The 26581-nt window shown below is 58.3% G+C and carries 19 protein-coding genes; 11 read left to right on the forward strand and 8 right to left on the reverse strand.

The window, feature by feature from the left end; genetic code table 11:
• Positions 1–17: 17 nt before the first annotated feature.
• Positions 18–1601: a flavin-containing monooxygenase gene (locus tag SIC15_RS19620; protein ID WP_412536753.1), complete on the reverse strand. Its 1584-nt coding sequence runs from the start codon at positions 1599–1601 to the stop codon at positions 18–20.
• Positions 1602–1831: 230 nt separating this feature from the next.
• On the opposite strand from SIC15_RS19620, the gene SIC15_RS19625 reads away from it, so the two are divergent.
• The 3 genes from SIC15_RS19625 (at position 1832) to pntB (ending at position 5550) form a co-directional block, all read left to right on the forward strand.
• Positions 1832–2464 (forward strand): TetR family transcriptional regulator, encoded by a 633-nt coding sequence (locus SIC15_RS19625; protein WP_412536754.1) that lies wholly within the window; start codon positions 1832–1834, stop codon positions 2462–2464.
• Between the two features lie 104 nt (positions 2465–2568).
• Positions 2569–4146, forward strand: coding sequence for a Re/Si-specific NAD(P)(+) transhydrogenase subunit alpha (locus tag SIC15_RS19630; RefSeq protein WP_412536755.1), 1578 nt, complete (start codon positions 2569–2571; stop codon positions 4144–4146).
• Between the two features lie 12 nt (positions 4147–4158).
• Entirely contained in the window at positions 4159–5550 is a 1392-nt protein-coding gene (pntB, locus tag SIC15_RS19635; protein ID WP_412536756.1) for a Re/Si-specific NAD(P)(+) transhydrogenase subunit beta, read from the forward strand.
• 29 nt (positions 5551–5579) lie between these two features.
• Here pntB and bamE read toward each other — a convergent pair whose 3' ends face one another.
• Both bamE and SIC15_RS19645 read right to left on the reverse strand, forming a co-directional pair.
• Entirely contained in the window at positions 5580–5885 is a 306-nt protein-coding gene (bamE, locus tag SIC15_RS19640; RefSeq protein ID WP_412537639.1) for an outer membrane protein assembly factor BamE, read from the reverse strand.
• Positions 5886–6038: 153 nt separating this feature from the next.
• The gene (locus SIC15_RS19645) at positions 6039–7151 is read right to left on the reverse strand and encodes an NADH:flavin oxidoreductase (protein WP_136629928.1); all 1113 of its coding nucleotides are present in this window, start codon (positions 7149–7151) and stop codon (positions 6039–6041) included.
• Between the two features lie 89 nt (positions 7152–7240).
• Between SIC15_RS19645 and SIC15_RS19650 the strand changes: the two genes are divergently transcribed.
• Both SIC15_RS19650 and SIC15_RS19655 read left to right on the forward strand, forming a co-directional pair.
• Positions 7241–7711: a winged helix-turn-helix transcriptional regulator gene (locus SIC15_RS19650; RefSeq protein WP_136629929.1), complete on the forward strand. Its 471-nt coding sequence runs from the start codon at positions 7241–7243 to the stop codon at positions 7709–7711.
• 167 nt (positions 7712–7878) lie between these two features.
• Complete coding sequence (locus SIC15_RS19655; protein WP_136629930.1) at positions 7879–8601, forward strand: OmpW/AlkL family protein; 723 nt, start codon at positions 7879–7881, stop codon at positions 8599–8601.
• A gap of 137 nt (positions 8602–8738) precedes the next feature.
• On the opposite strand, the gene SIC15_RS19660 is transcribed toward SIC15_RS19655, so the two are convergent.
• Positions 8739–10580, reverse strand: coding sequence for a hypothetical protein (locus SIC15_RS19660; RefSeq protein WP_412536757.1), 1842 nt, complete (start codon positions 10578–10580; stop codon positions 8739–8741).
• A gap of 224 nt (positions 10581–10804) precedes the next feature.
• On the opposite strand from SIC15_RS19660, the gene SIC15_RS19665 reads away from it, so the two are divergent.
• Complete coding sequence (locus SIC15_RS19665; RefSeq protein WP_136630285.1) at positions 10805–12958, forward strand: choice-of-anchor O protein; 2154 nt, start codon at positions 10805–10807, stop codon at positions 12956–12958.
• 62 nt (positions 12959–13020) lie between these two features.
• Here the strand turns inward: SIC15_RS19665 and mrtJ are convergent, their stop codons facing one another.
• Together mrtJ and SIC15_RS19675 are read right to left on the reverse strand one after the other, a co-directional pair.
• A complete protein-coding gene (gene mrtJ, locus SIC15_RS19670; protein WP_227549566.1) occupies positions 13021–13494 on the reverse strand; it encodes a JDVT-CTERM system glutamic-type intramembrane protease MrtJ in 474 nt (157 codons plus the stop codon).
• Positions 13495–13622: 128 nt separating this feature from the next.
• Positions 13623–14948, reverse strand: a complete 1326-nt coding sequence (locus SIC15_RS19675) for a DEAD/DEAH box helicase (protein ID WP_136630286.1) — start codon at positions 14946–14948, stop codon at positions 13623–13625.
• Between the two features lie 332 nt (positions 14949–15280).
• On the opposite strand from SIC15_RS19675, the gene SIC15_RS19680 reads away from it, so the two are divergent.
• On the forward strand, positions 15281–16096 hold the full coding sequence (locus tag SIC15_RS19680) for a prolipoprotein diacylglyceryl transferase family protein (RefSeq protein WP_412536758.1): 816 nt from the start codon (positions 15281–15283) through the stop codon (positions 16094–16096).
• Between the two features lie 38 nt (positions 16097–16134).
• Here SIC15_RS19680 and SIC15_RS19685 read toward each other — a convergent pair whose 3' ends face one another.
• Complete coding sequence (locus SIC15_RS19685; RefSeq protein WP_136630288.1) at positions 16135–16590, reverse strand: DUF302 domain-containing protein; 456 nt, start codon at positions 16588–16590, stop codon at positions 16135–16137.
• A 179-nt stretch (positions 16591–16769) separates the two neighbouring features.
• On the opposite strand from SIC15_RS19685, the gene mltF reads away from it, so the two are divergent.
• Together mltF and SIC15_RS19695 are read left to right on the forward strand one after the other, a co-directional pair.
• Entirely contained in the window at positions 16770–18152 is a 1383-nt protein-coding gene (gene mltF / locus SIC15_RS19690; RefSeq protein ID WP_227549565.1) for a membrane-bound lytic murein transglycosylase MltF, read from the forward strand.
• 52 nt (positions 18153–18204) lie between these two features.
• Positions 18205–19272: a transporter substrate-binding domain-containing protein gene (locus SIC15_RS19695; protein ID WP_136630289.1), complete on the forward strand. Its 1068-nt coding sequence runs from the start codon at positions 18205–18207 to the stop codon at positions 19270–19272.
• 26 nt (positions 19273–19298) lie between these two features.
• Here the strand turns inward: SIC15_RS19695 and SIC15_RS19700 are convergent, their stop codons facing one another.
• Complete coding sequence (locus SIC15_RS19700; RefSeq protein WP_136630290.1) at positions 19299–20825, reverse strand: flavin-containing monooxygenase; 1527 nt, start codon at positions 20823–20825, stop codon at positions 19299–19301.
• A gap of 206 nt (positions 20826–21031) precedes the next feature.
• Between SIC15_RS19700 and SIC15_RS19705 the strand changes: the two genes are divergently transcribed.
• Together SIC15_RS19705 and SIC15_RS19710 are read left to right on the forward strand one after the other, a co-directional pair.
• Complete coding sequence (locus SIC15_RS19705; protein ID WP_136630291.1) at positions 21032–23665, forward strand: LuxR C-terminal-related transcriptional regulator; 2634 nt, start codon at positions 21032–21034, stop codon at positions 23663–23665.
• A 162-nt stretch (positions 23666–23827) separates the two neighbouring features.
• The gene (locus SIC15_RS19710) at positions 23828–26581 is read left to right on the forward strand and encodes a peroxidase family protein (RefSeq protein WP_136630292.1); all 2754 of its coding nucleotides are present in this window, start codon (positions 23828–23830) and stop codon (positions 26579–26581) included.

Consider the following 26581-nt stretch of genomic DNA (forward strand, 5'->3'; position numbering starts at 1 on the left):
CCCCCGAAAATCCGACGCTAGACAGCCATGGCAGTCTCAGTTCCGGAAACGCTGTCACTCGCGCCTTTACACAGGTATTGCTCTGAGTCGAAGCGCCGCGTCTGGTTCCGGAACTGCCACGTAAAGCCCGGCCACAGTGTGGTGTTCTTACCGTTTTCATTCACGTACCAGCTCTTGCAACCGGTTTGCCACACGGAGTCGCCCAGCCTGGCATGAACAGAGGCGTTGTAACGGCTCTGGGCATCCGGTTTCACGTCGATGCTGGTCCACTGCTGCCGGCGCATCTGTTGGAGGGCATCCAGCACATACTGGATCTGACTCTCGATCATATACACCATGGAGCTGTGGCCCAGACCGGTGTTCGGTCCCATCAGCATGAAGAAATTCGGGAAGCCACTGACGGTGGTGCCCTTGTAGGCTTCGGCACCGTCTTTCCAGGCATCGAGCAGGTCCTGGCCGTTTCGGCCAAAGATCATGCCTGAAGGAATCGGGTCCTGGGCGCGGAAGCCAGTGCCGTAGATGATGCAATCCACCTGCCGCTCATTGCCCTGACCGTCGATCACGGTGTTGCCCCGCACCTCGCGAATACCGTCTGTCACCACCTCCACATGATCCTGTGCCAGCGCCGGATAGTAGTTGTTGGAAATCAGTACCCGCTTGCAGCCAAAGTGGAAATCCGGGGTAACCTTCCGTCGCAGCGCCTTGTCCGGGATCTGGCTACGGATATGCCGGCGGGCCTGCAGCTCACCCAGTTTCAGAATCCGCGGGTTGCCCACAAAGCCCAGCACCCGTGCCTCAAGCGACCAGTAGATACTCTGGCGGAAGGCGTTGAGTGTTTGCGGGAACACCCGGAACAGCCGCTTCTCCAGCGGCCGGATGGCCCGATCCGGCTTGGGCATGATCCACGGCGGCGTGCGCTGGTACAGGTCCACCCGTGCCGCCTGCTTTGCCACTTCTGGAACAAACTGGATGGCCGAGGCACCGGTGCCGATCACCGCCACCCGCTTGCCGCGCAGATCGTAGTCGTGGTCCCAGTCCTGGGAATGAAAGCGCTTGCCGGTGAAGGACTCGATTCCCTTGATCTCCGGATAAGCTGGTGTACTCAATCCCCCCATCCCGGAAACAAGGATATCCGCCTTCAACGTGCTGAATTCGGGCAGCTTTTCATCGGTGCGATCCAACCGGTCTCCAGGCTTCATACCCTTGTCCTGCATATACGCCCACAATGCTGGGCCATCACAGGTCTCAAGGGTCCACCGCTGTCGGTTTTCGTCAAATCGCGCCCCGGCCACATGGGTGTTCAGGCGGATGTGCTTCATCAGGCCGTATTTCTCGGCACAGTGCTTCAGATAGGCCTTGATCTCGTGCTGCTGGGCATACATCCGGCTCCAGTTGGGGTTCTGTTCGAAGGAAAAGGAGTAGAGTGCAGACTGCACGTCACAGGCACACCCCGGGTAGTGGTTCTGGTGCCAGGTGCCGCCAATGTCGTCACTCTGCTCCAGGATCACGAAGTCGTTGTAGCCGGCTTCCTTGAGTTTGATGGCCATGCCCAGGCCGGAGAAGCCGGTGCCGATGATGGCGATCTGTGTGTTCTGTTCCATTGCTGCACTCCTGTGTTGGCCTGCCTGGCCTTGTCTGTTGTTGTCTAGTTGGTCATGATGACTGGTAGACACATGTATACACAGATTGGTAGACAACCGTATACTCCTGGATCGGTGATTGGCCTCGGTTGACTGGTAGTTGGCCTTTACGGCGGGCTCTGGTTGGGGGGCTGGCCGTTTGTGGGAAGGTGGCCCCGACAGCCGCTCTTGCACCCCACCAAGAGGAAAAGATGAACGGATTAACCGGCGGAAAACTGAAACTCATTCAGGCGGCGCTTCGGCTGATTACCGAAACCCGGAGCCTGACGTCGCTGGGACTGCGGGAGCTTGCCCGTGAGGCGGGGCTGAATCCGAATACGTTTTACCGGCACTTCAAGAGTCTGGATGAATTTGGGCTGACGGTATTGGGCTACATTGCCGAAGAGATGAAAGCCGGCGTCCGGGATTTGCGGCAGATGGCGGACTCGTCCGAACAGGCATCGCGAGATACGGTGGCGTTCGTGTATCACTACTTTCTCGCCAATCCGGCGGCAACTACGGTGGCTGTCCGGGAACTCCACGGCCCTTCCCCGATACTTCGCCGTGCCCTGGAATCACAACTTGAAGCCAGCGCCCGGGAAATGGCCGAGGATATTATCGAGCGACAGCTGGTCACCGCCGTGCCGCCCGAAACCATTCACGAAATCTCCCGCATGACGATCCGCTACATCCTGTTCCGGGCCATGGATTACATCGAGAAACCCGCCCAGCGGGAAGCCATCCAGACCGAAACCGAGCACTTCATCAATCGGCAGTTCCGCGGGGCGATGCTTGATCACCTGTCGCAGACAGAAGTCGAAAGCCTCGCCCTGAAACAAAGCTGAAAAACCTCCGACAACTCCGCTTTCCGGGCAGATCTGGCAACCTGCACTAGTATGTAGATAACCAGAACAAGTGATTGATCGGGAAATCCGGAGGCACTCCAATAATGAAAATCGGTATCCCCAAGGAAATCTTTGAGGACGAGCGGCGAGTAGCCGCGACGCCACCTTCTGTTCACAAGTTAATCGGGCTCGGCTATGAGGTGATCGTTGAAAGCGGCGCCGGCGAAGCCGCGAACTACTCCGATGCTGCCTATGAGAAAGTCGAGGCAGCCATCGCAACGGATACCAGCTCTCTCTGGAAAGAGGCCGACTTTATCCTGAAGGTTCGGGCGCCCATGGAGAATCCGGCACTGGGCAAGCACGAAGCGGATCTGATGAAGGAGGGCGCATTTCTGGTGAGCTACATCTGGCCGGCGCAAAACCCGGAGTTGCTGGAAAAGCTGGCGGCCAGAAAAATTACGTCTTTCGCCATAGACAGCCTGCCCCGGATCAGCCGCGCCCAGAAAATGGACGCTCTCAGTGCCATGGCCAACATTGCCGGCTATCGGGCGGTGATTGAAGCGGCCAACCACTTCGGGCGATTCTTTACCGGGCAGGTCACCGCCGCAGGCAAAGTGCCTCCGGCGAAAATCATGGTGATAGGTGCCGGGGTTGCAGGCCTCGCAGCGATCGGCGCCGCCAACAGCATGGGCGCCATCGTGCGGGCTTTCGATACCCGTCTGGAGGTGAAGGAACAGGTTGAGAGCATGGGGGCCGAGTTCCTGGTGCTGGACTTCGAGAATGAGGACGGCAGCGGCAGCGGCGGTTACGCCAAGCAGATGAGCGACGAGTTCATCAAGGCGGAGATGGCGTTGTTTGCCGAGCAGGCGAAAGAGGTGGATATCATCATCACCACTGCGCTGATTCCCGGTAAACCGGCGCCGAAATTGATCACCGCCGATATGGTGAAATCCATGAAGCCCGGCAGCGTGATCGTGGATCTGGCGTCCGAGCGGGGCGGCAACTGCGAACTCACCGAACCCGGCAAGGTGGCGCATCATCATGGTGTTACGCTGATCGGCTACACCGACCTGCCCAGCCGCATGGCCAAGGTGGCCAGTGAACTCTACGCCACCAACCTTGTGCACCTGCTTACCGAGCTGACCCCCGAGAAAGACGGCAAACCCGTAGTGAACATGGACGACGAAGTTATCCGCGGCCTGACGGTGGTGCACGAGGAGGACATTACCTGGCCGCCGCCAAAACCGGAATCGCCGGTCAGCCCCAAGCCTGCGCCTGGCACCGAGGAACCCTCGGCCGCTGACAAGGCAGCGGCCAAGAAACACGCCGATCGCAAGAGCCTGATTGGCAAAACCGCTCTTCTGGTTGTAACTGCCCTCGCCCTCTACGGCGTTGGCGCTCACGCGCCGGAGAGCTTCCTGCAACACTTTACGGTGTTTGTTCTGTCCTGCTTCATCGGTTGGCAGGTCATCTGGAACGTCACGCCTTCCCTGCATACGCCGCTTATGAGCGTCACCAATGCCATCAGTGGCATCATCGTGATCGGTGCCATTCTGCATCTGGCCCAGGCGGAGAATATTGCCGTCGGCATCATGGCGTTTGTCGCGGTGCTGATCGCCAGCATCAACGTGGGCGGCGGCTTCCGGGTCACCCATCGCATGCTCAAAATGTTCCGCAAGTAGGAGGCGCCCGATATGAGCACAGGACTGGTGAGCGTGGCCTACGTGGTCGCAAGCATTTGTTTCATTCTCAGCCTGGGTGGTCTCAGCCACCAGGAATCGGCACGGCGCGGCAATCTTTACGGAGTCGCCGGCATTATCATCGCCGTGGGCGCAACCCTGGCAAGTGTTGACAGCGGTATCGTTTCGATCGTGATTGCAGTGTTGCTGGGTGCCGGCATCGGCATTGCCATCGCCAACAAGGTGGAAATGACCCAGATGCCCCAACTGGTGGCCCTGCTGCACAGCTTTGTGGGCGCAGCCGCGGTGTTTGTGGGCTTTTCAGGCTACATCGAGCCACTGATTGCCACCTCCGGCGCCGAGCACACCATCAAACTGGTGGAAGTCTTCGTTGGCATCTTCATTGGCGCAGTGACCTTCACAGGCTCTCTAGTGGCCTGCGGCAAGCTCGATGGTCGCATCGACAGCAAGGCCCTGACCCTGCCCGGCCGGCATATGATGAACCTGGTAGCTGTTATTGTCTGTGTGTTCCTCGGCGCCTGGTTCCTGGGTACCGACAGCATGGCCCTGGGCATCGTGGCACTTGTCCTGATGACCGCGATTGCCTCGGTCCTCGGTATTCATCTGATCATGGCGATCGGCGGTGCCGATATGCCGGTAGTGGTCTCCATGCTCAACAGCTATTCCGGTTGGGCGGCCGCCTCCATCGGCTTCATGCTGGGCAATGATCTGCTGATTGTAACCGGTGCCCTGGTGGGCAGCAGCGGTGCCATTCTCAGCTACATCATGTGCAAAGCCATGAACCGCTCGTTCATCAGCGTCATCCTGGGCGGCTTCGGCCAGACCAGCAGCAGTTCGGCGTCCGCCGATGCTGACCAGACCGTCCATGAATCCAGCGTGGATGATGTCTGTGAAGAGCTGCGCAATGCCCAGTCAGTGATCATCGTGCCCGGTTACGGTATGGCGGTAGCCCAGGCCCAGAATGGTGTCAGCGAGATGACCAAGATCCTTCGGGATAAAGGCGTGAACTTGCGTTTTGGCATCCACCCGGTCGCCGGTCGCCTGCCCGGGCACATGAACGTGTTGCTGGCCGAAGCCCATGTGCCCTATGACATCGTGCTGGAAATGGATGAGATCAACGATGATTTCCCCGATACCGACGTGGTACTGGTGATCGGCGCCAACGACACGGTGAACCCGGCCGCCGCCGAAGACCCCGGCAGTCCGATCGCCGGTATGCCGGTGCTGGAGGTCTGGAAGGCTCACCAGGTGGTTATTCTCAAGCGGGGCATGGCCACCGGCTATTCAGGCGTGGAAAACCCCCTGTTCTTCAAGGATAACGCCCGCATGCTGTTCGGCGATGCCAAGGAAAGCATCGACAAGCTGGTGTCAGGTCTGCGGGGCTGAGCCAGCCCCGCGCCTGTTTACCTCGGTGATTACTCAGTCGTGTTGTAAACGTAAGACGAGACAGTGCCGTCCTGGTTGAATCGAACGACCAGGTCGGTGGTTTCGGCATCACCGAAGGCAGACCACTTGTACTTGCCATAGGTCCAGGTGCGTTTGCCGTCTTCGATACCGGTACGCCACGGCTCGCCGAACATCTCCTGGATATCGGCGCGCGTGGTTTCACCAATCTGAATCTGGTCGACATTGTGGGTGGCGAAGTCTTTGCCAACGGTCGCACAGCCCACCATGGCAGCCATCACAAGTGCCACAGACAGCGCTTTCATCGAACCAATCATCGACATACTGACCCCTCATATTCGGGTGAATTTCACCCATCATAACGTGTCTCTGAGCAGACGCGATTACGAAGACGACAGGTTCAGCGGATAAAAAAGCCGCAGGCCCGAAGGGACTGCGGCAAGTGTCGATCGTCCGATCGAAGGGGATAATCAATACAGCTTGGCGAGAGACTTCTTGGCGAAGGATTCCACTTCGTTCAGGCGGCCTTCTTTCACCTTGATCAACCATTCAGGGTCCTGCAACAACGCCCGACCAACGGCGATCAGCTCGAACTCGTGGTTGTTCATCCGCTCCACCAGTTCATCGATACCGGCCTTCTCGACCGCTTCCTGCTTGCTGGCGAAAGTGCCGCTGATGAAATCCTCGGTCAGCCCGACACTGCCTACAGACATGGTGGGCTTGCCCGAAAGCTTCTGGGTCCAGCCAGCGAGATTCAGGTCAGAGCCCTCGAATTCCGGCTCCCAGAAACGGCGGGTGGATGCGTGGAAAATGTCCACACCGGCTTCCACCAGAGGCTTCAGGAACCGCTCGAGTTCCTCAGGGCTATGGACCAGTTTGGCTTCGTAATCCTGCTGCTTCCACTGGGAGAAGCGCAGCATGATCGGGAAGTCGGGGCCGACCCGGTGACGCACTGCTTCAACAATCTCGACCACAAAGCGCAGGCGATTTTCCAGGCTGCCGCCGTACTCGTCATCGCGCTGGTTGGTGCCCTCCCACAAGAACTGGTCCAGCAGGTAACCATGGGCGCCATGGATCTCCACGCCGTCAAAACCGAGGGCTTTGGCATCCTGGGCTGCGTCGGCAAACGCGGTGATCACGTCCTCAATATCTTCTTTGGTCATGGCCTTGCCGTTGGGCTTGCCCGGTGCGAACAAACCAGACGGGCTGTAGCCCGGAACCGACGGATCCGGCGGTGTGCCTTCCTTTCTGACCGCGCCCACGTGCCACAGCTGCGGGAAAATCGCACCACCGGCCTCGTGTACCGCATCTACCACGTTCTTCCAGCCTTCAAGGGCCTCAGATCCATGGAACGCCGGTACGTTCGGATAGCCATTGGCAGCCGGGTGATTCACGGTTGTGCCTTCTGTGATGATCAGGCCCACACCGGCTTCGGCACGGCGGCGATAATAGGCCACCACGTTTTCCCCCGGAACACCATCCGGCGAGAAGTTGCGGGTCATGGGCGCCATGGCCACACGATTGCGCAGTTTGAGGTTGTGGAGTTCAAACGGTTCGAAAAGCGGTCCAAGATTCATGCTCATGGTAATGTGCAACCTCATCAATTTGGTTTCGTAAAGCAACCCTATTGAATCTGGTTTTAAAATGCAACCCTATTCGGTACACTCCGGGCATGGCCAGAAAACGTTTTGATGATTCCAGCTGTTCCGTCGCCCGCGCCCTCAATGAAGTGGGTGACTGGTGGTCCCTCCTCATTGTGCTGCACGCCATGTATGGCACCCGGCGCTTCGTCGATTTCCAGCAGGAGCTTGGCATTGCCAAGAATATCCTGTGCGATCGTCTGGCGCGGCTGGTGGACAATGACGTGTTGCGCAAAGTTGACGTGGGCGAGCATGGATCACGTTTCGAATACCGCCTGACCGAAAAGGGCCGGGACCTCTTTCCGGTGGTTATTGCCCTCCGTCAGTGGGGGGATAAATGGAATCCGGCTCCAGACGAGGCCCCCCTCGACCTGCGCGACCGCGCCACCGGTCGACCGATTCACACGGTGGAAGTTCAGGACGCCGACGGCCAGGCCCTTTCTATTCGGGATGTGTTTGTACCGGAAGAGAGCCTGCCAGCAGGGAAAAAGCGCTCGGCCTGACCATCCGCAACACCCGCAGTCAAAGCACCACCGTCTGTTTTTTTGAGTTGAATCAATCCGCTGATCAAACCAGTGCAACTGCCCGGGCATTCTTGCGCTAAATCAAGTTTCCATTTCCCGATGTCATTAATCTGCAGTCATCAACGATTCAGGTTAAGGAGATGGATATGTCCCGTACATTCAAACTTGGTGTTCTGGCTGCAGCGGTTATGGCGGCAGCTCCGGCTGTTCAGGCGTACGAAGCCGGTGATTTTGTTGGTCGCGTTGGTGTGGCAACGGTTGATCCGGATTCCTCCAGCAGCAACTTGAACTCCAACGCTCTCGGCGAAATTGATGGCGCCAAGGTGAGCGTCGATTCCAACAGCCAGTTGGGCCTGACCGCAACCTACATGCTGACTGACCAGATCGGTGTTGGCGTGCTGGCGGCAACTCCGTTCAAACACGACATCAAGGGTGATGGCGCAGCTCTGGGTGGCACTGGCAAGCTGGCAGAAACCAAGCACCTGCCGCCCACCATCACGCTGCAGTACTTCCCGATGCCCAGTGGTAGCAAATTCCAGCCCTACGTTGGCGCCGGCGTAAACTACACCAACTTCTTTGAAGAGAAGACCACCCAGACGCTGACCACCACCTATGATGCGGTGGCAGGAAACCCGGGTATCAATGGCACCGACATCGAACTGGATGACAGCTTTGGTCTGGCCGCCGAGATTGGTCTTGATTACATGATCACCGAGAATGTGGGTATCAACGCGGCGGTCTGGTGGATCGACATCGACACCGAAGCCACCATCAACGCCTACGCAGGCAATGCCGTCGCTGACACCAGCACTATCGACGTGGATATCGACCCCTGGGTCTACATGGTAGGCGTGTCCTACAAGTTCTGATCCCCGTGCCTCCGCCAGTCGCCACGGTCTGTTGGCTGGCGGAAGGTGCGCTTTCCTATGCGGGGCTTCTCCGGCCCCGCCTTTTTTTGCCCACTCGCCACCATTAAGCCGCTCTTCCCTGAGCCTCTTAATCGGTCCTACTGAACCTCGAAACTCAGCTCAGCCACCACCTCCGCGGGCGGTGGGTTCAGCCTGGCAATCGTCTGGAACTCGTCAACCCATTCGTGCTCACCGTGCAAACCGTCGATAAACGTAGGGCGGATGGCCTGGTAGTAAAGCGTTGTTTCCACCTGCAGAGGCAACGCCAGTGACGTGCCCACGGGAATGCGATATCGGATTGTGTCACGGCCCTCATTGGAGGCGTTGAAATCACTGTCGCCCTGAACGCCAACCGGGCGGACATCGTCCGGTACTGTGGCACTGTCAAAACCGCGGGGCGGGATACGGTTGTCTTTCAAGAGGGTCGAGGCATAAAGCAGAATATGGGTTATATCCCCGGTCGTGGAGCCCAGTACGGCCTCGTAGACGGGTACATCCTGTTCGGAACGGACTTCACTGACATGCCCGAGATAACAGGCCTCCGAATTGAAACCGGGAGGTTTCTTGGCTGCCAGACAGGCCTCCGACGTGAATTCCTCATCCATGGGTAAACGGAAGCTGTTGTCTGGTTCACCGTTTGCAAACACCACCGCACCATTGGCATCAATCACTCGGGCTCCCACCCAGACCCTCCGTGACGGGAAACTGGTGGGCAGTTTATGGCCACTTTCATTCTGGATCGTCAGATCAAAAACCAACTCACGGCTTGCTATGCCTACGCCGGTGACCGAGAGGGTCGCAGCGGTTTTCAGGAACTCGCGGGTCAGTTCCGCCGTGGCCGCAAACTCGCCTTCCTCATTGATTGAATCGCGCCCGAGCTCCTCCCGAAACAACTCGAGCGTTTCCAGCAACCAGGTATTTCCGCCCAGCATAACGTGTGGTGAATAAGGCTGGCGCTCGGGCCAGTTTGCATTCACGCTGCCATCCGGCCTCACCGCCAGCCGGGTCAGGAAGTTCTCCCCGATATCTTCCCGCGCCATATGGCACTGCTGGCAGGAAAGGATGTTGCTGCCACTGGGGCCGAAATCGCTGCTTGCCCATTCCGTGAAAGGTGTCTGCTCAGGGAAGTCCTCACCGTTGGGCTGGTCCGTTTCCATATCAATGGTCGGGGTATACAGCTCATGGCAACTGGCGCAGAGCCGCGAATCCTGGATCTGTTGGCCGTACGCGGGCACGAAACCAACCTGATTCTGCATCGCCTGTCCCTGAGGGTTTTGATAGGGGCCATGGATGGTGAATGCGCCTGGCTCGCCCGCTGCCGGAATCTCATAATCTCCGGAATGCACGCCGTCCGGGTAGGCATTTCCGGTCAGGACAGAATCGGTGATCTGGTGACAGGCAGTGCAACTAATCCCCTCCCGGGCATGGGGGTCTACCAGGGCCTGCTCTGCCCGATAAAAGCCATCCTCAAGCCCTACTCCCGTCTGATGCGCGTGGGTTCTGGCCATGGGGCTGTGGCAGGTAAGGCATTTGTCTTCAATAAAACCGGCCAGATGCGGGAAGGTTTCCGCCTCATGCATCATGTTGGCCCGAAAATACGGGTCAGTGAACGCATTGGCCATGACGCTGCTTTTCCAGTCTGCAAAAGGGCTGATATCCACGCCACCCGGTGACGGCTGCACCGCAGATACTTGCGGGTCCGGAGCCCTCAGCACTGCCGGGCTATCGCCAGGATTGCTGGCCGTATGGCACTGGCCGCAGTCCGCCGCCGCCAAGAATACACCTGTCAGACTCCAGTGCTCGATCTGGGTTGCCAGTGACGGCAGAACGTCCTCGGGTGGTTCGTTCGGCTCGATGTCATCGCCAGCGTTCCCTGCCGACCCGCCACCATCACTGCAGGCGGTCAGAACGATTACCAAAAGTGCGACATATCGCCGCATAAATGCCCCATGCCGGCTGAAAGCTTTCATAGCTACCTCGAAAAATTTCCCGTTTTTCAGACTGATACACACCCAGAACCCTGGTTTTGACCCTGATCAAATTTCCGTCAGAACAAATTTCAACCAGTAGCCAAGCTTTGCAATTAGGTTATAACCTAATAACTAAAGGCAATCGAATTCAAGCAGTGGCAGAACGATTTGAAAAGAGAACGTGGAGTCTGAGAATGAAAAAAACCCTTCTTGCTAGCGCATTGATCACGGCGGTCGGTTCATCGGGGATGGCCTGGGGAGCAACAGGCCTGAGCTTTGGCGACACCGTGCAACTGAGCGCCAATGGCGGAGCCAATAAAACCAAACTGGTTCGGATGACCAATGGTCGGCTGGTTTCCGTGTATGGTGACTATCTCGATCCCAACGACAACATCGTTTACGACGTCAAAGCCCAGGCCGAAAGGCCGGCGCGAGATCTTTTCGCCCGGTACTGCGACTCAGATTGTGATGACGTTGCCAACTGGTCAACCCCGGTCAATATCTCCGGCACCGCAAGCCAATCTTCCATCGATACAGACTGGACCGGCGATGGCAGCCGAACGCCTTTTGCGGGCGATTCCGACAAGCCCAATATCTTTAACAGCGGCTCCCGGATTATCGTGTCCTGGGTTGATAAATACTGCGACGGTGGCGCTCAGCGGACGGTAACGTATCTGACACGGGAAAACCGGGAAATTCCGTTCAGCTGTGCCTATGCGGTGACGAGTGCCAACAACGGAGAAACCTGGTCCACTCCGGTGCAACTCTCCACAGGTGAGCGCGATGCCAAACAGGACGTACACCGTGGACTGGGCACTGGTGAGTGGGCCATTACCTGGCAGGAAGATCCGCTAGGCCTGCAGCTCGGTGAGGCAGACGGCCCGGGTGACGGCGCGTCAGGCGCCAACGTCAGCCATGGCACCGACATCTGGTACAGCTACGCGGTGGCTGGCTGGACAGCTCAGGACAACGGCATCTGGGCTACCCCGGTGCGGGTAACCGACAACTACGATACCCAGAATGCCTCCGGCAACTTTGATGCGATCAAGGACAGCGCCGGAAACGTGGTTGCAGACGATCAGATTGAGGGAGGCACCGCTGGAGCATCCCGAGCCAACCTTGCGCTTCAGTTCGGATCACTGGATTTGGTACCCCAGGTCATTCTGGCCTATGAGGAAACCAAAGGCTCCAGCGGTCTCGATGAAGGCAAGTACGTTCGCTACCACACCTTCGACTGGAACACTCCAGGCGAGGAAGCTGGCTGTATCATCAGCAATCCGGCTCTGAATGCGCGCCGGGTACGCTTTGTGCCGCAAAAAGAGGCTGGTAGTGCCAGCGGGCTTCGCTTGGGTATTTTCTGGAAAGAAGGTGAATTCACCCAGGGTGGCCCCTCCGACATCATGCTGCGTAAGGGTGTCGTCAATGGCGGAAACGGCTTCTCAGCTGCAGAAATGGTTCCCGCTGTGGATGCCAACTGCGCGGTATCCGACTATGCGTCCGCCATCGTGCTGAACAATCAGCCTGCCTTGAACATGAGCAGCCGCACGGAAGACGCACAGGCGACCACCGATGCCAATATCGCCAACTCAACCATCTCCGATGACACGTATCAAAAGGTTGAGGAAAACGCGATTGCCCACCGTGGCCTGCTGCGGAGCGACGATCTCTACATCGGTTACACCTACACCCCGGTGCTGGCGGAACTGTTGTACACCAACACCAAGAACTACAACTTCTACATCCGGCATTACGATGCGGTGGCAGGTACCTGGTCTGCACCGGAAAACCTGAGCAATATTGACGATACCGGTATCAATGTGCGCGAGCCCCGACTCGTGGGCACACCAGGAACCAACACCACCAAGTGCCCGACGGATCCGGAAGAATGCCAGGACAAGACCCGGTTCTATGTTGCCTGGGGCACCCAGACCAACGTCTCCGAATGGAGCCTGGAAGAACCAAGCGAACTGGATCTGTTTGCCGCACGTGCCGAGGATAAAGGCGCCTATGTGACACCGGTGGTTCGTTTCGCTGGCGAGGCAGAGGATGTGGAAGACTTCGAGTCACAGATCCGGATGACACCCGCCGGCAATGAACTGTTCGTGGTCTGGAACGAAAATGATCCGTCAGGGACCCATGCCCTTTACCGTGAGGCAGTCACCATTGACCTTCCCGATGATGGCGGTGATGACAATGACGACACCCCAACCACAACCAGCAGCAGCGGTGGCGGTACGGTATTCGGCTGCAGCTACAACCCGGGTGCTCCCTTCGACCCGACGCTGTTCCTGCTCACTGCTCTGGCCATTGGCGGTCTGACCATGCGCAGGGTCAAAGCCCGGGGTTAAATTCGCGGAAACCACTGAACCCCGGCCGGGACTATCCGGCCGGGGTTTTTTAATGCCAGGGATTAAAACAGATACCAGCCGGGCAGAAGCGAGGCATTATAGGCGGCGTGAAGAATGACACAGGGAACCAGGGAACCGTGCCGGTCCCGGAAATAACCAAAAACGAGGGCCGGAATGAATACCAGCCAGGCCATCAGATCGGTTCGATAGACCAGGTGCCAGGCGGTGAACAACAGGGCCGCGATAAGATTGGAACAGGACAGACCGGCAAAACGCCTTTGACCCACTTGCGTCGTCGACAGCCAACCCTGCACCACGCCGCGAAACGCCAGTTCTTCGATGATTGGCGCCCAGAGCACCAACGAGAGAATGGACAGCAGATCCGCATCCTGCCAGCCACTACCTCCGGCAAGCACCGTCAGCAAAACGCCTATCAGACAGCCGACAACCAGAGCGAGCAAAAACTGACCATCGGCCAGGGACCGCGTTGGTCGGTTCAGGCCCAACAGTGCCATTAGAGAACTGGATTGATGCATAAGCGAAGACATCCTGGCCGAACCGGATTCAGACCCTGAATACTAGAGCATCCCGCCTTGAAAAGTCAGGGCGCCAGAAACAGAAAAGCGGAGCCGAAGCTCCGCTTTTCCAGGGATATTGACCGGACTCAGGCGCTCTGACGCTGACCCGACCGGCCCCGATTATGACCACCAGCACTCTGGCTACGTCCACCGCTGCGACCACCGGGCCTGGCACCGAAGCTCTTCGGTTTTCCGCCGGGACGACCATTGCCACCGCCGTTACCATTACGGTTGCGGGCGCGGCTGGGATCGGCCTTTGCCTTCGGCTTGAGCGGCAGGTTGTTTTTCGGCTCAAAACCTTCCACTTCCTTGCGCGGCAGCTGCTTCTTGATCAGCTTTTCGATGCCCGCCAACAACTTGCCCTCATCGGCACTGACCAGCGACAGGGCGTGACCACTTTCACCGGCACGACCGGTACGGCCGATACGATGCACGTAATCTTCCGGCACATTGGGCAGCTCAAAGTTCACCACCTGGGGCAGCTGCTTGATGTCCAGGCCCCGGGCGGCGATATCTGTCGCCACCAGGACACGCACTTCGCCGGCCTTGAAGTCCGCCAGCGCGCGGGTCCGGGCACCCTGTGACTTGTTGCCGTGGATTGCAGCCGCGGTGATGCCATCCTTCTCCAGTTTCTGGGTCAGGCGGTTCGCTCCGTGTTTGGTGCGGGTAAACACCAGCACCTGATCCCAGCTGTTGTCTCGCACCAGCTTGCTAAGCAGCGCCGTCTTCTGGCTCTGGTCTACCGGGTACACAGACTGCTTCACTTTCTCCGCGGTGGTGTTGCGGGCGGCAACTTCCACCTGAACCGGGTTATCCAGCAGGCCTTCTGCCAGGGTCCGGATCTCGTTGGAGAAGGTGGCGGAGAACAACAGGTTCTGACGCTTGGCCGGCAGCAGCGCAAGGATCTTGCGGATGTCGCGGATAAAGCCCATGTCCAGCATGCGGTCGGCTTCGTCCAGCACCAGGATTTCCACTTCGTTGAAGCGCACAGCGTTCTGCTGGTAAAGGTCCATCAGACGGCCGGGCGTTGCCACCAGTACGTCCAGGCCTTTGCGCAGCTTCATCATCTGCGGATTGATTTTTACACCACCAAAGACCACGGCAGCCTTCGTCGGGATGTATTTGCTGTAAAGATTCACGCTGTCGTGAACCTGCGCCGCCAGCTCACGGGTGGGCGTCAGGATCAGGGCGCGGGGGCCTTTGCCAGTACGTGGGTTTTCACCCAGACGCTGCAGCAGAGGCAGAGTAAAGCCGGCGGTTTTGCCGGTGCCGGTCTGGGCTGCTGCCATAACGTCCCGGCCGGAGAGCACGGCAGGAATGGCCTGGGCCTGGATAGGAGACGGGGTTTCGTAACCCTGGTCAGACGTGGCACGAACCAGCTGCTCGGACAAACCGAGTGAAGAAAAACTCATATAAGATCAACTCTTGATTATTCTGCCTCCACGACCACCGTTTTCGGCGAATGCGGGCAGATGCCATGAACATTCATGGAATAAAAGACGACTACGGTCACGCGCCGTTATCGGGGTGACGTCCTCTGACAGGTCGTATGGATAGGTCGCACGGGCTTGAAGCCTTAAACTGCGGAATCCCTAGAGGCAGGATGCGGGAACAGTAACAGAGCCCCGGCCAATTAGCCATAGGTGATTATAATAAGCATCCGAAGGAACCTGGCAGACTTCCTCTAGTCAGAGTGTTCTGACCAACACAACCCGTCACGGATCTGTACAAGGAAATTACAGGAATGAGCGTCAGCATCGGCCCCTTGAGCCTGTCCATCGGCCACCTGCTCCTGGTTATCGCCTTCGGCCTCGCTTTGCTGGTTGGCGGTTTACTGGGCCGGAAATACCGCGTACCAGTGGCTGGATCCGTGGCCGATATTTTTGTGGTAGCGATGCTGAGCGCACGAATCGGTTTCGTGATCAGCTACTTCGAGCACTACCGAAACGACCTGCCGGGCATCATTGATATCCGGGACGGCGGTTTCGATGTGCTCTGGGGCGTCATCGGCGCCATCCTCTTTACCGGCTTTCTGATGTGGCGCAGGAAAGCACAACGCAAGCCACTGGCCACGGCCGCGTTAACCGGCGCCCTGTTCTGGGCCGGCACCGCAGGAAGCATTGCTCTGATCGAACAGCAGGCCCGCGGCATGCCGGACGTTGCGCTACGCTCGCTCAATGGCGAAGCCGTCAGCATGGAGCAGTTGGCGCCGGGCAAACCCATGGTCGTGAATCTCTGGGCAACCTGGTGCCCGCCCTGTATTCGGGAAATGCCGGTGCTGGAAGAGGCACAGCAACTCTATCAGCACGTCACCTTCGTTTTTGCCAACCAGCGGGAACAGCCCGAAACCATCCGTTCCTTTCTCGAAGAAAACCGCCTGAACCTGAACAACCTGTACCAGGACGATAAAGCCCAGCTGGCCCGGGCGGTGGGCAGCAACGGCTTACCAACCACGCTTTTCTACAATGCCCAGGGGCAGCTGATCGATTCCCACATGGGCGAGTTGTCACGGGCAACCCTGGCCAGGGGCTTGGAAAAGATACGCACCTCCGAAGAATAAGCCCGACTCCGCGCACCTGATGATGCACGGAGGTTTAATTACTCGGTGGCGGCTTTGGCAAAATTCCCCAGTGCCGTGCTCACTTTCCCGAGTACTTCATCGCATCCTTCAATGTTATGGCGACTCTTCAGGTATTGTGGGTCGTTATACCCCAGCCAGACATCCCCGTTTGCATCCTCCCAGATCAGGGCTTTCTGGGGCAGGTCAATGGCGACACTCTGTGTGCACTGCATCAGCGGTGTGCCAACTTTGGGGTTGCCGAAAATAACCACTTCGGTCGGACGCAGTTCCAGTCCTGCTTTTTCGGCGCCCTGCTGATGATTGACGCGCGCCATGACCGTCATGCCCTTGTCTTTCAACACAGACTCGAGTTTGTCCGCCGTCGCTCTGACATCGTGGTTGCTTTTAACTGCGACTAATCCGTCTGCTGCCTGTGTGTGCATTGCGAACAGCAGAGTTGATGTCATCAGAGCCAGTCTGAAGATAAAACGCATAGTGTCCTCCGGAGGGTTTGCGGAAAACTTCAGCATAGAACAACGCTCGGTACGGCGCTTCCGGGATCAACATTAGTCAAACCAAAAAGGATAAGAAATCCGGAACGGCAAATAGCGAGTACTATAATTGGGAGATACGCGTTTATACGTAGAAGTCATCCCAAAACAGGAAACTCCTGATGATGTCCCGATGGAAGTTCGCCCACGGTCCTCTTGTACTGGCGCTTTTTCTGACCGGCTGCAGTGACAACAACAGCCAAGCCCAAAACCAAAACCAAAAAGAGGAAAGTCTCATACCGCCGTCGGAAACCGGGATACTCAAAGTCGCTACCCGCAACGGGTCCACCACCTATTACCTGGATCGACATGAAAATCCTGTCGGCCCCGAGCACGCGCTGATCAGCGCCTACGCCGAACAGCGAGGCTGGGAGGTGGAATGGACCATGCTGGAATCCACCAGCGAGGTGCTTGCGGCACTGGAGTCTGGCAACACGCACCTGGCGGCAGCCGGGCTGACCCACCTGGCCTCACGGGATGAACGTTTTGCTCGTGGCCCCGCCCACACCGAGATTACCGAACAACTGGTGTGTCATCGCGATTCCCGGCCCCTGCCCCGTAAATCCGAAGATATTCCCGGCACCGATATCGTCGTGACCGCGGGCTCCAGTTACGTTGAAACCCTGAACAAACTGAATGAGCAACACCCGGGGATCGGGTTTGAGGAGGATGCCGATCGCACCACGGAAGTGATTCTCTCGGATGTTGCCGAACAGGAGGTGGGCTGCACCGTCGCGGATTCCAACATTGTCCAGGTGATGCGACGGCATTTCCCGCATCTGGAGGTCGCCATGACGCTGACGGAAGGCCGGAACCTGGGCTGGTACCTGCCCAAAAGCCATCAGGCGCTTGGCGACGATGCCCACGAATGGATGAACAGCGTCGATGGCGATGAAGCCATTGGCCTGATGGAGAACCAATACTATTCCTACATCGGCGACTTCGATTTCGTGGATCTGCGGGCGCTGAACCGCCGGATAGAGGACCGGCTACCCCAGTTTATTGATGAATTCAGGGAGGCAGAGGCCAAAACCGGCATGCCCGCCGACCTGCTGGCTGCGCTGGCTTACCAGGAATCCCACTGGGACCCGGCCGCAAAATCCCCCACCGGCGTCCGGGGCATCATGATGCTGACCCGGCGAACCGCCGAATCACTGGGTGTGACCAACCGTCTGGACCCCGAAGCCGCTATTGATGGCGGCGCTCGCTACCTGGCCGATCGGCACCGCCGCCTGCCGGAGACGATTCCGGAGCCGGATCGCACCTTCCTGGCTCTGGCCAGTTACAATATTGGCCGTGGGCACCTGCTGGATGCCAGGGAGCTGGCCCGGAGCCTGAACAAGAATCCGGACTCCTGGGAGGATATGACCGAGGTGTTACCCCTCAAGGCGGACAAGCGATACTATCCAAGCACCCGCTACGGGTACGCCCGGGGCTATGAACCCGTGCACTATGTTCAGCGGATCCGGAATTATCGGGATGTGATACGAACCGCCTTTGAATAACCTATCGATCAACAAGAAGGAGCGCTGCCCAAAACCGGAGCCGCATACAGCTATGGCACAACGGATTCTGCTTTGGTTTTTTCTGCTTGCCCTGCCAACCGCCACCCAGGTCCATGCCGAGAGCAGCCCACTGAAAGTCGGCATCACCGAGGTTCCACCCTTTGTCATGCAGGCCGGAGACGGGCGCTGGGAGGGCATCAGTATTGACCTCTGGCGAGAAGTGGCGGAAGGAATGGACCGGGAGTTTGAATGGGTCCCCATGAGCTTCAACGAACTGCTGAGCGCCACCGAGAATGGCGATATCGATGTAGCCGTCGGCGCTCTGACCATGACCGCGGACCGGGAAAGCCGGTTTGATTTCAGCCATCCTTTCTACCAGACCGGGCTATCCATTGCGGTTCCACCGGTACCGGAGCAGAGCCTCCTGGGTAGCCTGAGAGCCATGGTCAGTTGGCAGTTTGTAAGCGTGGTACTGGCCCTCGGCGCCCTGCTCCTGGCCGTCGGTTTTCTGCTCTGGCTGGTTGAGCGTCGCCGCAACCCGGAACAGTTCGGCGGTTCCGCTGCCGAAGGGATCGGTTCAAGCTTCTGGTGGGCGGCGGTCACCATGACAACTGTTGGTTACGGCGACAAGGCTCCGGTTACGTTCCGGGGCCGGTTGATTGCGTTGGTTTGGATGTTTGCCGGCTTGATCATGGTCGCCAGTTTTACCGCAGCAATCACCTCTTCTCTGACCGTGAGCAACCTGCGCACCGGTATCGAGGGCGTTGGTGACCTGCCTGGGAAAATTGTTGCCACCATTGGCCAGACCGCCAGCCAGCGCTATCTGGAAGAAGAGCGCATTCGCTATCAGACCTACCCCGACCTCACCGCTGCCATGACCTCGGTTGCCGACGGCGAGAGCGATGCCATCGTTTACGACCGGCCTCTGATGCAGTACCGCAACCAGCAACTGGGCGAGAAGCGACTGACTATCCTGCCGGGGGTATTCGCAGAGCAACTTTATGCATTGGCCCTGCCGGAAGGCAGTCCAATTCGGGCACCGGTTTCCCAGGAGATACTGCGAGTGACCGAATCCGAGGATTGGGATGCCATTCAGGCCGCGTACCTTGGCAAGGAATGACGTAACAGTCTGAACGGCTTCCGCGCTCAGGCTCCGAACAGGGCCGAGCGCAGGGGCCGCAGGAAACCACCAGATTCCCTGTTACTGGCGTGGGTCCGCTTGCCGTCGAATTCCAGGTAGCCGTCCTCGATCGGTTCGAATCGCAGGATCTTCACATCCTCCAGGTAGTTCTGGGACGATTTCCAGGGCCCGTGAGTACCCTGGCGGGGCAGGCGATCGGCAGCCCGGCGAATATAGCCGGCATCGAGGGAACCAAGGACGGTGTCCTCGCCGCGACTGTTTTCGGTATCCCGGGCCACCACGGTACGGTAGCCACGCCTGTCCATCAGGTTCATCAACCGGCACAGGTACTCGGCGGCAATATCCACCTTCAGGGTCCAGGAGATGTTGGTATAACCGAAGATCATGCCGGCATTGGGCACGCCCTCCACCATCACGTTCTTGTAGATGATCTTGTCTTTCATCACCACTTCCTCACCATCCACGGTTGGCTGGATACCGCCCAGCATCTGGATATCCAGACCGGTTGCCGGAATGATGATGTCTGCTTCCAGCTCCTCGCCCGATTTCAGGCGGATGCCGGTTTCCGTGAATCGGTCGATATGATCGGTGGCAATGGAGGCCTTGCCCGCTTTAATCGCCTGGAAAAGATCTCCGTCCTTTACCACGCACAGACGCTGGTCCCACGGGTTGTAGTCCGGGGTGAAATGGCGCATGTCGGCGGTTTCGCCAACCTTCCGCTTGATAATGCCCAGGAACAGCCGGCGCATGAACTGAGGACTCTTTCTGGAGCGTTTGTACAGCAAACGGGAAATGGAAATATTCCGGGCCCGGGTCAGCCGGTAGGCGGTTTTCTCGGGCAGGATTTTCTGCAGGGCCAGAGTGACCTTGTCGGTTGAGGGCAAGGGCATCAGATAGGTGGGTGAACGCTGGAGCATGGTCACATGAGCGGCTTGCTCCGCCATGGTCGGCACCAGGGTGATCGCGGTTGCGCCGCTGCCGATGACCACGACTTTCTTGCCCGTGTAATCAAGATCCTCGGGCCAGTGCTGCGGATGGACGATCTGGCCACGGAAATGACTTTCACCCGGAAAATCCGGTTTATAGCCGTGATCATAGTTGTAATAACCGGTGCAGCCGACTATGAAATTGGCGGTGTAGTGTTCAGTTTCGCCGGTTGCCTCGTTCAGAGCCGAGAGCTTCCAGCATTGGTCGATACCCGACCAGTCTGCCGTTTTAACCGCCAGACCAAAGCGTATATGGCGCTCGACATCGTGCTCCCTGGCAGTCTCCGCCAGATAATTCTTGATCGACGCACCATCCGCCAGCACCTGGCCACCGGTCCAGGGGCGAAAGTTGTAGCCGAAGGTGAACATGTCAGAATCCGAACGGATCCCCGGGTAACGGAACAGGTCCCAAGTGCCACCCAGGGACTGACGACGCTCAAGGATGGCAAACGACTTTCCGGGGCACTCGCGCCTCAGGTGACACGCCATGCCAATGCCGGAAACGCCGGCGCCGATGATAAGGACGTCATAATGTCGTTCGTTCATGCGAGAAATCCCTTCTTTTGTCTTTATTATTGAAGAATGCTCATGGTACACCCGCAACCTCGGGCTCAAATTGGCCCGATTAGCTCTGTTCTCGGGCACCCGGGACAAAATCTAATGGTACACGTTGTGAGGGTCTCCATTGCTCCTCATCGAACCGCAACCCTGGCCGAGGACCGGTCGGTACAATAAAAAAACAGCTCCTACTGATGGAACCAGTAACCTTCAACGGCATCCCATCGCTTCTGGAAAGATCGCCACTGCTGCATAAGCTGCAGGAGGGCGTGTCCGGACCGCTGACCTTGATCACCGCGCCAGCCGGTTATGGCAAAACAACACTGATTCGGCAATGGCTGGCTTCTCAGCCGGAGGCTGCGGCTTGCATGTTGGCCCTGACCGAGAGAGATCGCGACCAGGCACGTTTTTTCGGGCGGCTGGGGGAAACCCTTCGATCCGGAGTTGATGGTTTCGATGCCTCGGCGTTCACGCCTTTCGATGCCGGCAACAATGAAAATCCGTCAGCAATCGCTGACGCCCTGCGCCGGGGCCTGGGCGGTGTCTGCGAGCCCATGGTTCTTGTCATCGACGACTTCCAGCACCTGACAGGAAACACCCTGATTCTTGAGACTTTCAACGACCTGATTCAGACCCAGCCACGATACCTGCAACTGCTCATCGCCAGCCGCTCGGAACCGCAGCTTCGGCTGAGCCATTTAAGACTGCAACACCAGCTCACCGAACTCACCCGGGAAGACCTGCGCTTCAGTGCGACGGAAACCCGGCGACTGTGTAACGCTCTCGACCAGCCGGAAGTCTCCCAGAACACCCTGGACCACCTGATGCAACTGACCGAAGGCTGGGTAACCGGCCTGAGACTCGCCCTGCTGGCGGCACGCCGTAGTGGTGAAGAGGCACTGGAAACGTTTGCCGGGCACCAGCCCGATGTAATGGCCTACTTTGGTGATATGGTTTTGCGCGGCCTTTCGGATTCTCTTCGGGATCTCTGTCTGCAGAGTTCACTGTTCGACCGGATGAACGGCCCTCTGTGCGATCAGGTGCTCCGGCACTCCGGCAGCGCACTAATGCTGGAGAACCTGGCCCGCCAGCAACTGTTCCTGATGCCGGTGGAACGGGATGCCGGCTGGTACCGGTTCCACCCTCTGTTAAGAAGCTTTCTGAGAACACGCCTTGAGCGGGAAACACCGGAACTGGTGCCCGTGTTACATCGCCGTGCAGCAGCCTGGTTTCTGAAAGCCGGCGATTTCCATCAGGCGTTGAAACATGCGGAAGCCAGTGAACAGCCCATGCTTTCGGGCGATGCCCTGGAGGCAGCCTTCACGCTGTGGGCCCGAGAGGGCCAGTTCTCGAGCATCCTTTTCTGGGAGCACCGCCTGCTGGGAAGCGCCCTGCTGCAGCGCACAGCCATTGCCGTGCCGCTGATCTGCACACTGATTCTGTCCGGCCGCTTCGACCAGGCCCGGCCCATGCTGGACAGTTTTCGGCAGAGCGGCCCGGGAGATATCGCAGCAGACCACCATCGGGTGCTGGTTCGATTCCTGGAGCTTTATCTTGAACTGTTCCAGGACGACACACGGTTTATCAACCGCAGGGACTACGACGAACTGATCAGTCTGAGCCGGCATTACGACATCTATCCGCTGAGTTTGTGCATGGGTGCCTATCACCATCTGCAGCATGCGCGACCGGAACAGGCACTGGATTACGCTCGCCAGGGAAAAGAAGCCCTGAAACAGTCCGGGCACCATTTTATGGCGGACTATGCCGGGCTGATCATTGCTCTTTGCCACCGAAGCCTGGGCCGCCCCGGTGAGGCCATGAGGGATGTTGAGGATGCATGGCGTGCCATGCCCGCCCACGGCGCCACACGGATTCTGCGTGGCACCGCAATGGTGGTGGCTCTGTACGATCAGAACCAGCTTACCGAAGCCGCCAATCTGTGTAACGACCTGCTACCCCGGCTGAACCGGACCTCGGCTATTGAAGTTACCGCAACGGTCTATCTGACCTATGCCCGTTGTCTTTGGGAAACCGGCCAGACCGAAAAGGCCACTCATTTCCTCGCCAGGCTGGAACAGATTCTGGAGCCGGCGCGGAACCAGCGGTTTCTGAGCCACCTGCTGGCTGAACGCCTCCGTCAGACCTGGTTGGCAGGCAACAAAGCGCGTTCCGATGAACTTGCCCGAAGAGCGGGGCTTGCCGAATTTCTCAACGCGGGTGCCTGGGATCAGCCCAAAGGCTACACAGAACAGCGGGAACGCCAGGGTCTTGCCACCGTTTACTGGTTACGGGCCACCGGACGCCCATCCACGGCCGCACGTATTCTACGGGTCCTGGCACTGGAGCTCAGAGATACCCGGCTGGTGAGCCGGTCCCTCGTGATTGATGCCAACCGTCATCTCTGCGAGGGTGTCGGGGCAGAACAAAGCCGCCGGGTGATCAGCCAACTGATACAGGATTATGGCTTGCATAACCTGACCCGCAACCTGTTCGACGAGGCTCCCGGCATGGCCAACCTGTTGTCCGCCGCAACCGGCCAGGGCCTGGATTTACCCGACAGCTACCGTTCGCTGTATGGCGATCTGCTCAGTCCTGACGCATCCGCCAGCCCCGTCTCCATGGCCCTGCTTACCGCCCGTGAACGGGTGATATACGAGCTGTTGCTCGATGGTCGCAACAACCGGCAGATCAGCGATCAGACTGGCAACACCCTCTCCACCATCAAATGGCATCTGAAGAACATCTACGCCAAGCTCGGTGTCTCCAATCGAACCGAAGCCGTCCTGCTGACTACCGGTAAAGACCGACCCGGGCTTGACGGCTGAGGCGGCAACCAAAGCACCCACCGGTTCACATTTTCAGACACTGAACAGAAAATCCCCTCCCGCCCCCTCCTTTGGTAGGGGGCATTTTCCTGCAAGGTCCGCGACTCTCACCCCTGCTCCAACAACCACAATAACCTCAAGCAGGAAACAAGGAGAGGGATCATGAGTATCACTCCATGGGTCACCTGGCCCGCACTCACCAAGTTCGGCACCATCGGTATTATCGGTGGCCTGCTGACACTCGGTATTGAGCGCACCGAACTGCTCAACAACAACATGTTCGATGTCGAAGACTGGGACCGGCTGAACGCGGGCATTACCTGCGATGAACGCAGCCTCACCGCACGAACCGAAGATGGCACCTGTAACATTCTGGAGAACCCCGCCGAGGGATCCGCCTTCAGCCGTTTCGGTCGCAACGTCGATACCGAGCTGACCTACGCGGAAACCGAGAACGACACTCTGTTGGTACCGAACCCCAGGGAAGTCAGCAATGTGTTGATGGCCCGGGGCGAAGAGATGAAACCGGCCACTATCGTAAACTTCGCAGCCGCAGCCTGGATCCAGTTCATGGTTCACGACTGGTTCGATCATGGCCCGAGAGCCGAAGGCAACGACATTGTGTTCCCGCTGCCACCTGGCGACCCCCTGGGTTCTGGCACCATGAGCGTCCAGCGCACCCAGCCTGATCCGAGTCGCGCGCTGGCGGAAGCCGGCCGCCCAGCCACCTATCAGAACACCAACACGCACTGGTGGGACGGTTCGCAACTGTATGGCAGTGACAAGGAAACCAGTGACAAGGTACGCGCCTTTGTCGACGGCAGGCTGAAAGTGGAAGCCGACGACACACTGCCCACCGAATTCATCAGCGGCAAACCGGTCACCGGCTTCAGTGAGAACTGGTGGGTCGGCCTCAGCATGCTGCACCGCCTGTTCACCCAGGAACACAATGCCATTGCGGCCCACCTGAAGCAGCAATACCCGAACGCCACCGACCAGTGGCTGTATGACAAGGCCCGGCTGGTAAATACCGCCCTGATGGCCAAGATTCATACCGTGGAATGGACCCCGGCGATTCTCGACAACCCCATTCTCAAGCGCGCAATGTACGCCAACTGGTGGGGCATAGGCGGCGACCGCGAGAACCGTGAATTCTTCCAGGACGCACTGGATGAGTTGACCAATAACGTTTCCGGCATCACCAATCTGTTCCGCCTGTTGGGCATCGACAGCGATATCGCCAACATGGAACCGGGAGTGATCGATCATGCCCTGGGCGGACTCGTGGGCTCACGTGCTCCGAACAACTACGATGTACCCTACACCCTGACCGAAGAATTCGTGTCGGTGTACCGCATGCACCCGTTGATGCGGGATGACATTGAGGTGTATGACGTTGGCTCCAACGTCGTGAGCGAGCGCATTTCCATTCCGGACACTCGTAACGGCGATGCGGAATATGTGTTGGATAACGTGGGCGCCGACCGCCTCTGGTATTCATTCGGCATCACCCACCCTGGCGCACTGGTGCTGGAAAACTACCCTGAATTCCTCCGCAACCTGTCGATGCCGCTGATCGGTGACATCGATATGGCCGCCATCGACGTTCTCCGGGACCGTGAGCGCGGTGTGCCCCGATACAACGAATTCCGTCGGGCCATCGGCCTCAAACCCATCACCAGTTTCGAAGACCTGACCTCAGACCCGGAACTGCTGGCAAACCTCAAGCGCCTGTATAACAACGACATCGAGCTGATCGATACCCTGGTAGGCTCACTGACGGAAGAGACCCGTCCGGACGGCTTCGGCTTTGGTGAAACCTCGTTCCAGATCTTCATCCTGAACGCTTCCCGCCGACTGATGACCGATCGCTTCTTCACCACCGATTACACTCCGGAGGTGTACACACCGGCAGGCATGGAGTGGGTCGAGAACAACACCATGGTTGACGTTCTGAAGCGCCACCACCCGGCTCTGAGCAGCGCCCTGGCTGGCATGGATAACGCCTTCAAGCCATGGGGCCTGAACATGCCCGCCGAGTATGAAAGCTGGAGTGCCGAGCAAAAGCAGATGCACCTGTGGGTGAACGGCGCCGTGCGTACCGAGTATAACGAGGGAGAACTGCCCGCCCAGCAGGACGTGGATATTGGCGGTCTGATCAGCAAGGTGCTGTGGGACAAGGTGAAAGTCGAGTCTGACGTGGCCCCGGCCGGCTATGAAAAACCGATCCACCCGCAGGCCGTGATGGGAAGGGTGCAGTTCAACGCCACCTCCGGCCACGGATTTACCGGCCTGTTTGAAGGCGCAGACCATGGTTTGGTTCGACTGTCAGTGACCGGCGATCCTGCGGAACGCGGTTTTGCCCCTGGCATGGCTCTGAAACTGTTTGTGGATGGCCAGCCGTCACGCAACGTATCAGCGCTCTATACCCTGTCCGGTCAGGGCAATAATCACAATTTCTTCGCCAACGAGCTGTCGAACTACGTGTCGCCAGAGGTGAACGACTCCCTTGGCAGCACCATCCTCTTCTCCCTTGTGACCACCAAGCCCACGCGACTGATGGTGAACGACTTTTCAGAAGTGAAGCAGAATGGTCAGGCTGTGGACTATCCAAGGGCACCCACCCAGGTGTACTTCGTACCCAACCCGGACCTGAAGGCCAGCCTTCCCAGCGAGCCCCACGATTTCCGGCAAAGCCTGATGACACTGACCGAAGGCACCAAACTGTATGACGTGTATGCCACGGACGCCTACATTCGTACCTCGATCTTCCCATCCCGCAACCGCAGGCTGGCCGAAGAACGCCGCAACAGCGCACGCAAGGTTGGCGAACTGGTTCTGACGTCCGACATGATTGCGTCACAGTTCGGCGATTCAGGCGTGTTCTTCAAACACGAGCGTTACGAAGACCGTTAA

It is taken from the genome of Marinobacter sp. MIT932201 (genome assembly GCF_047123295.1).
Taxonomy (GTDB): domain Bacteria; phylum Pseudomonadota; class Gammaproteobacteria; order Pseudomonadales; family Oleiphilaceae; genus Marinobacter; species Marinobacter salsuginis.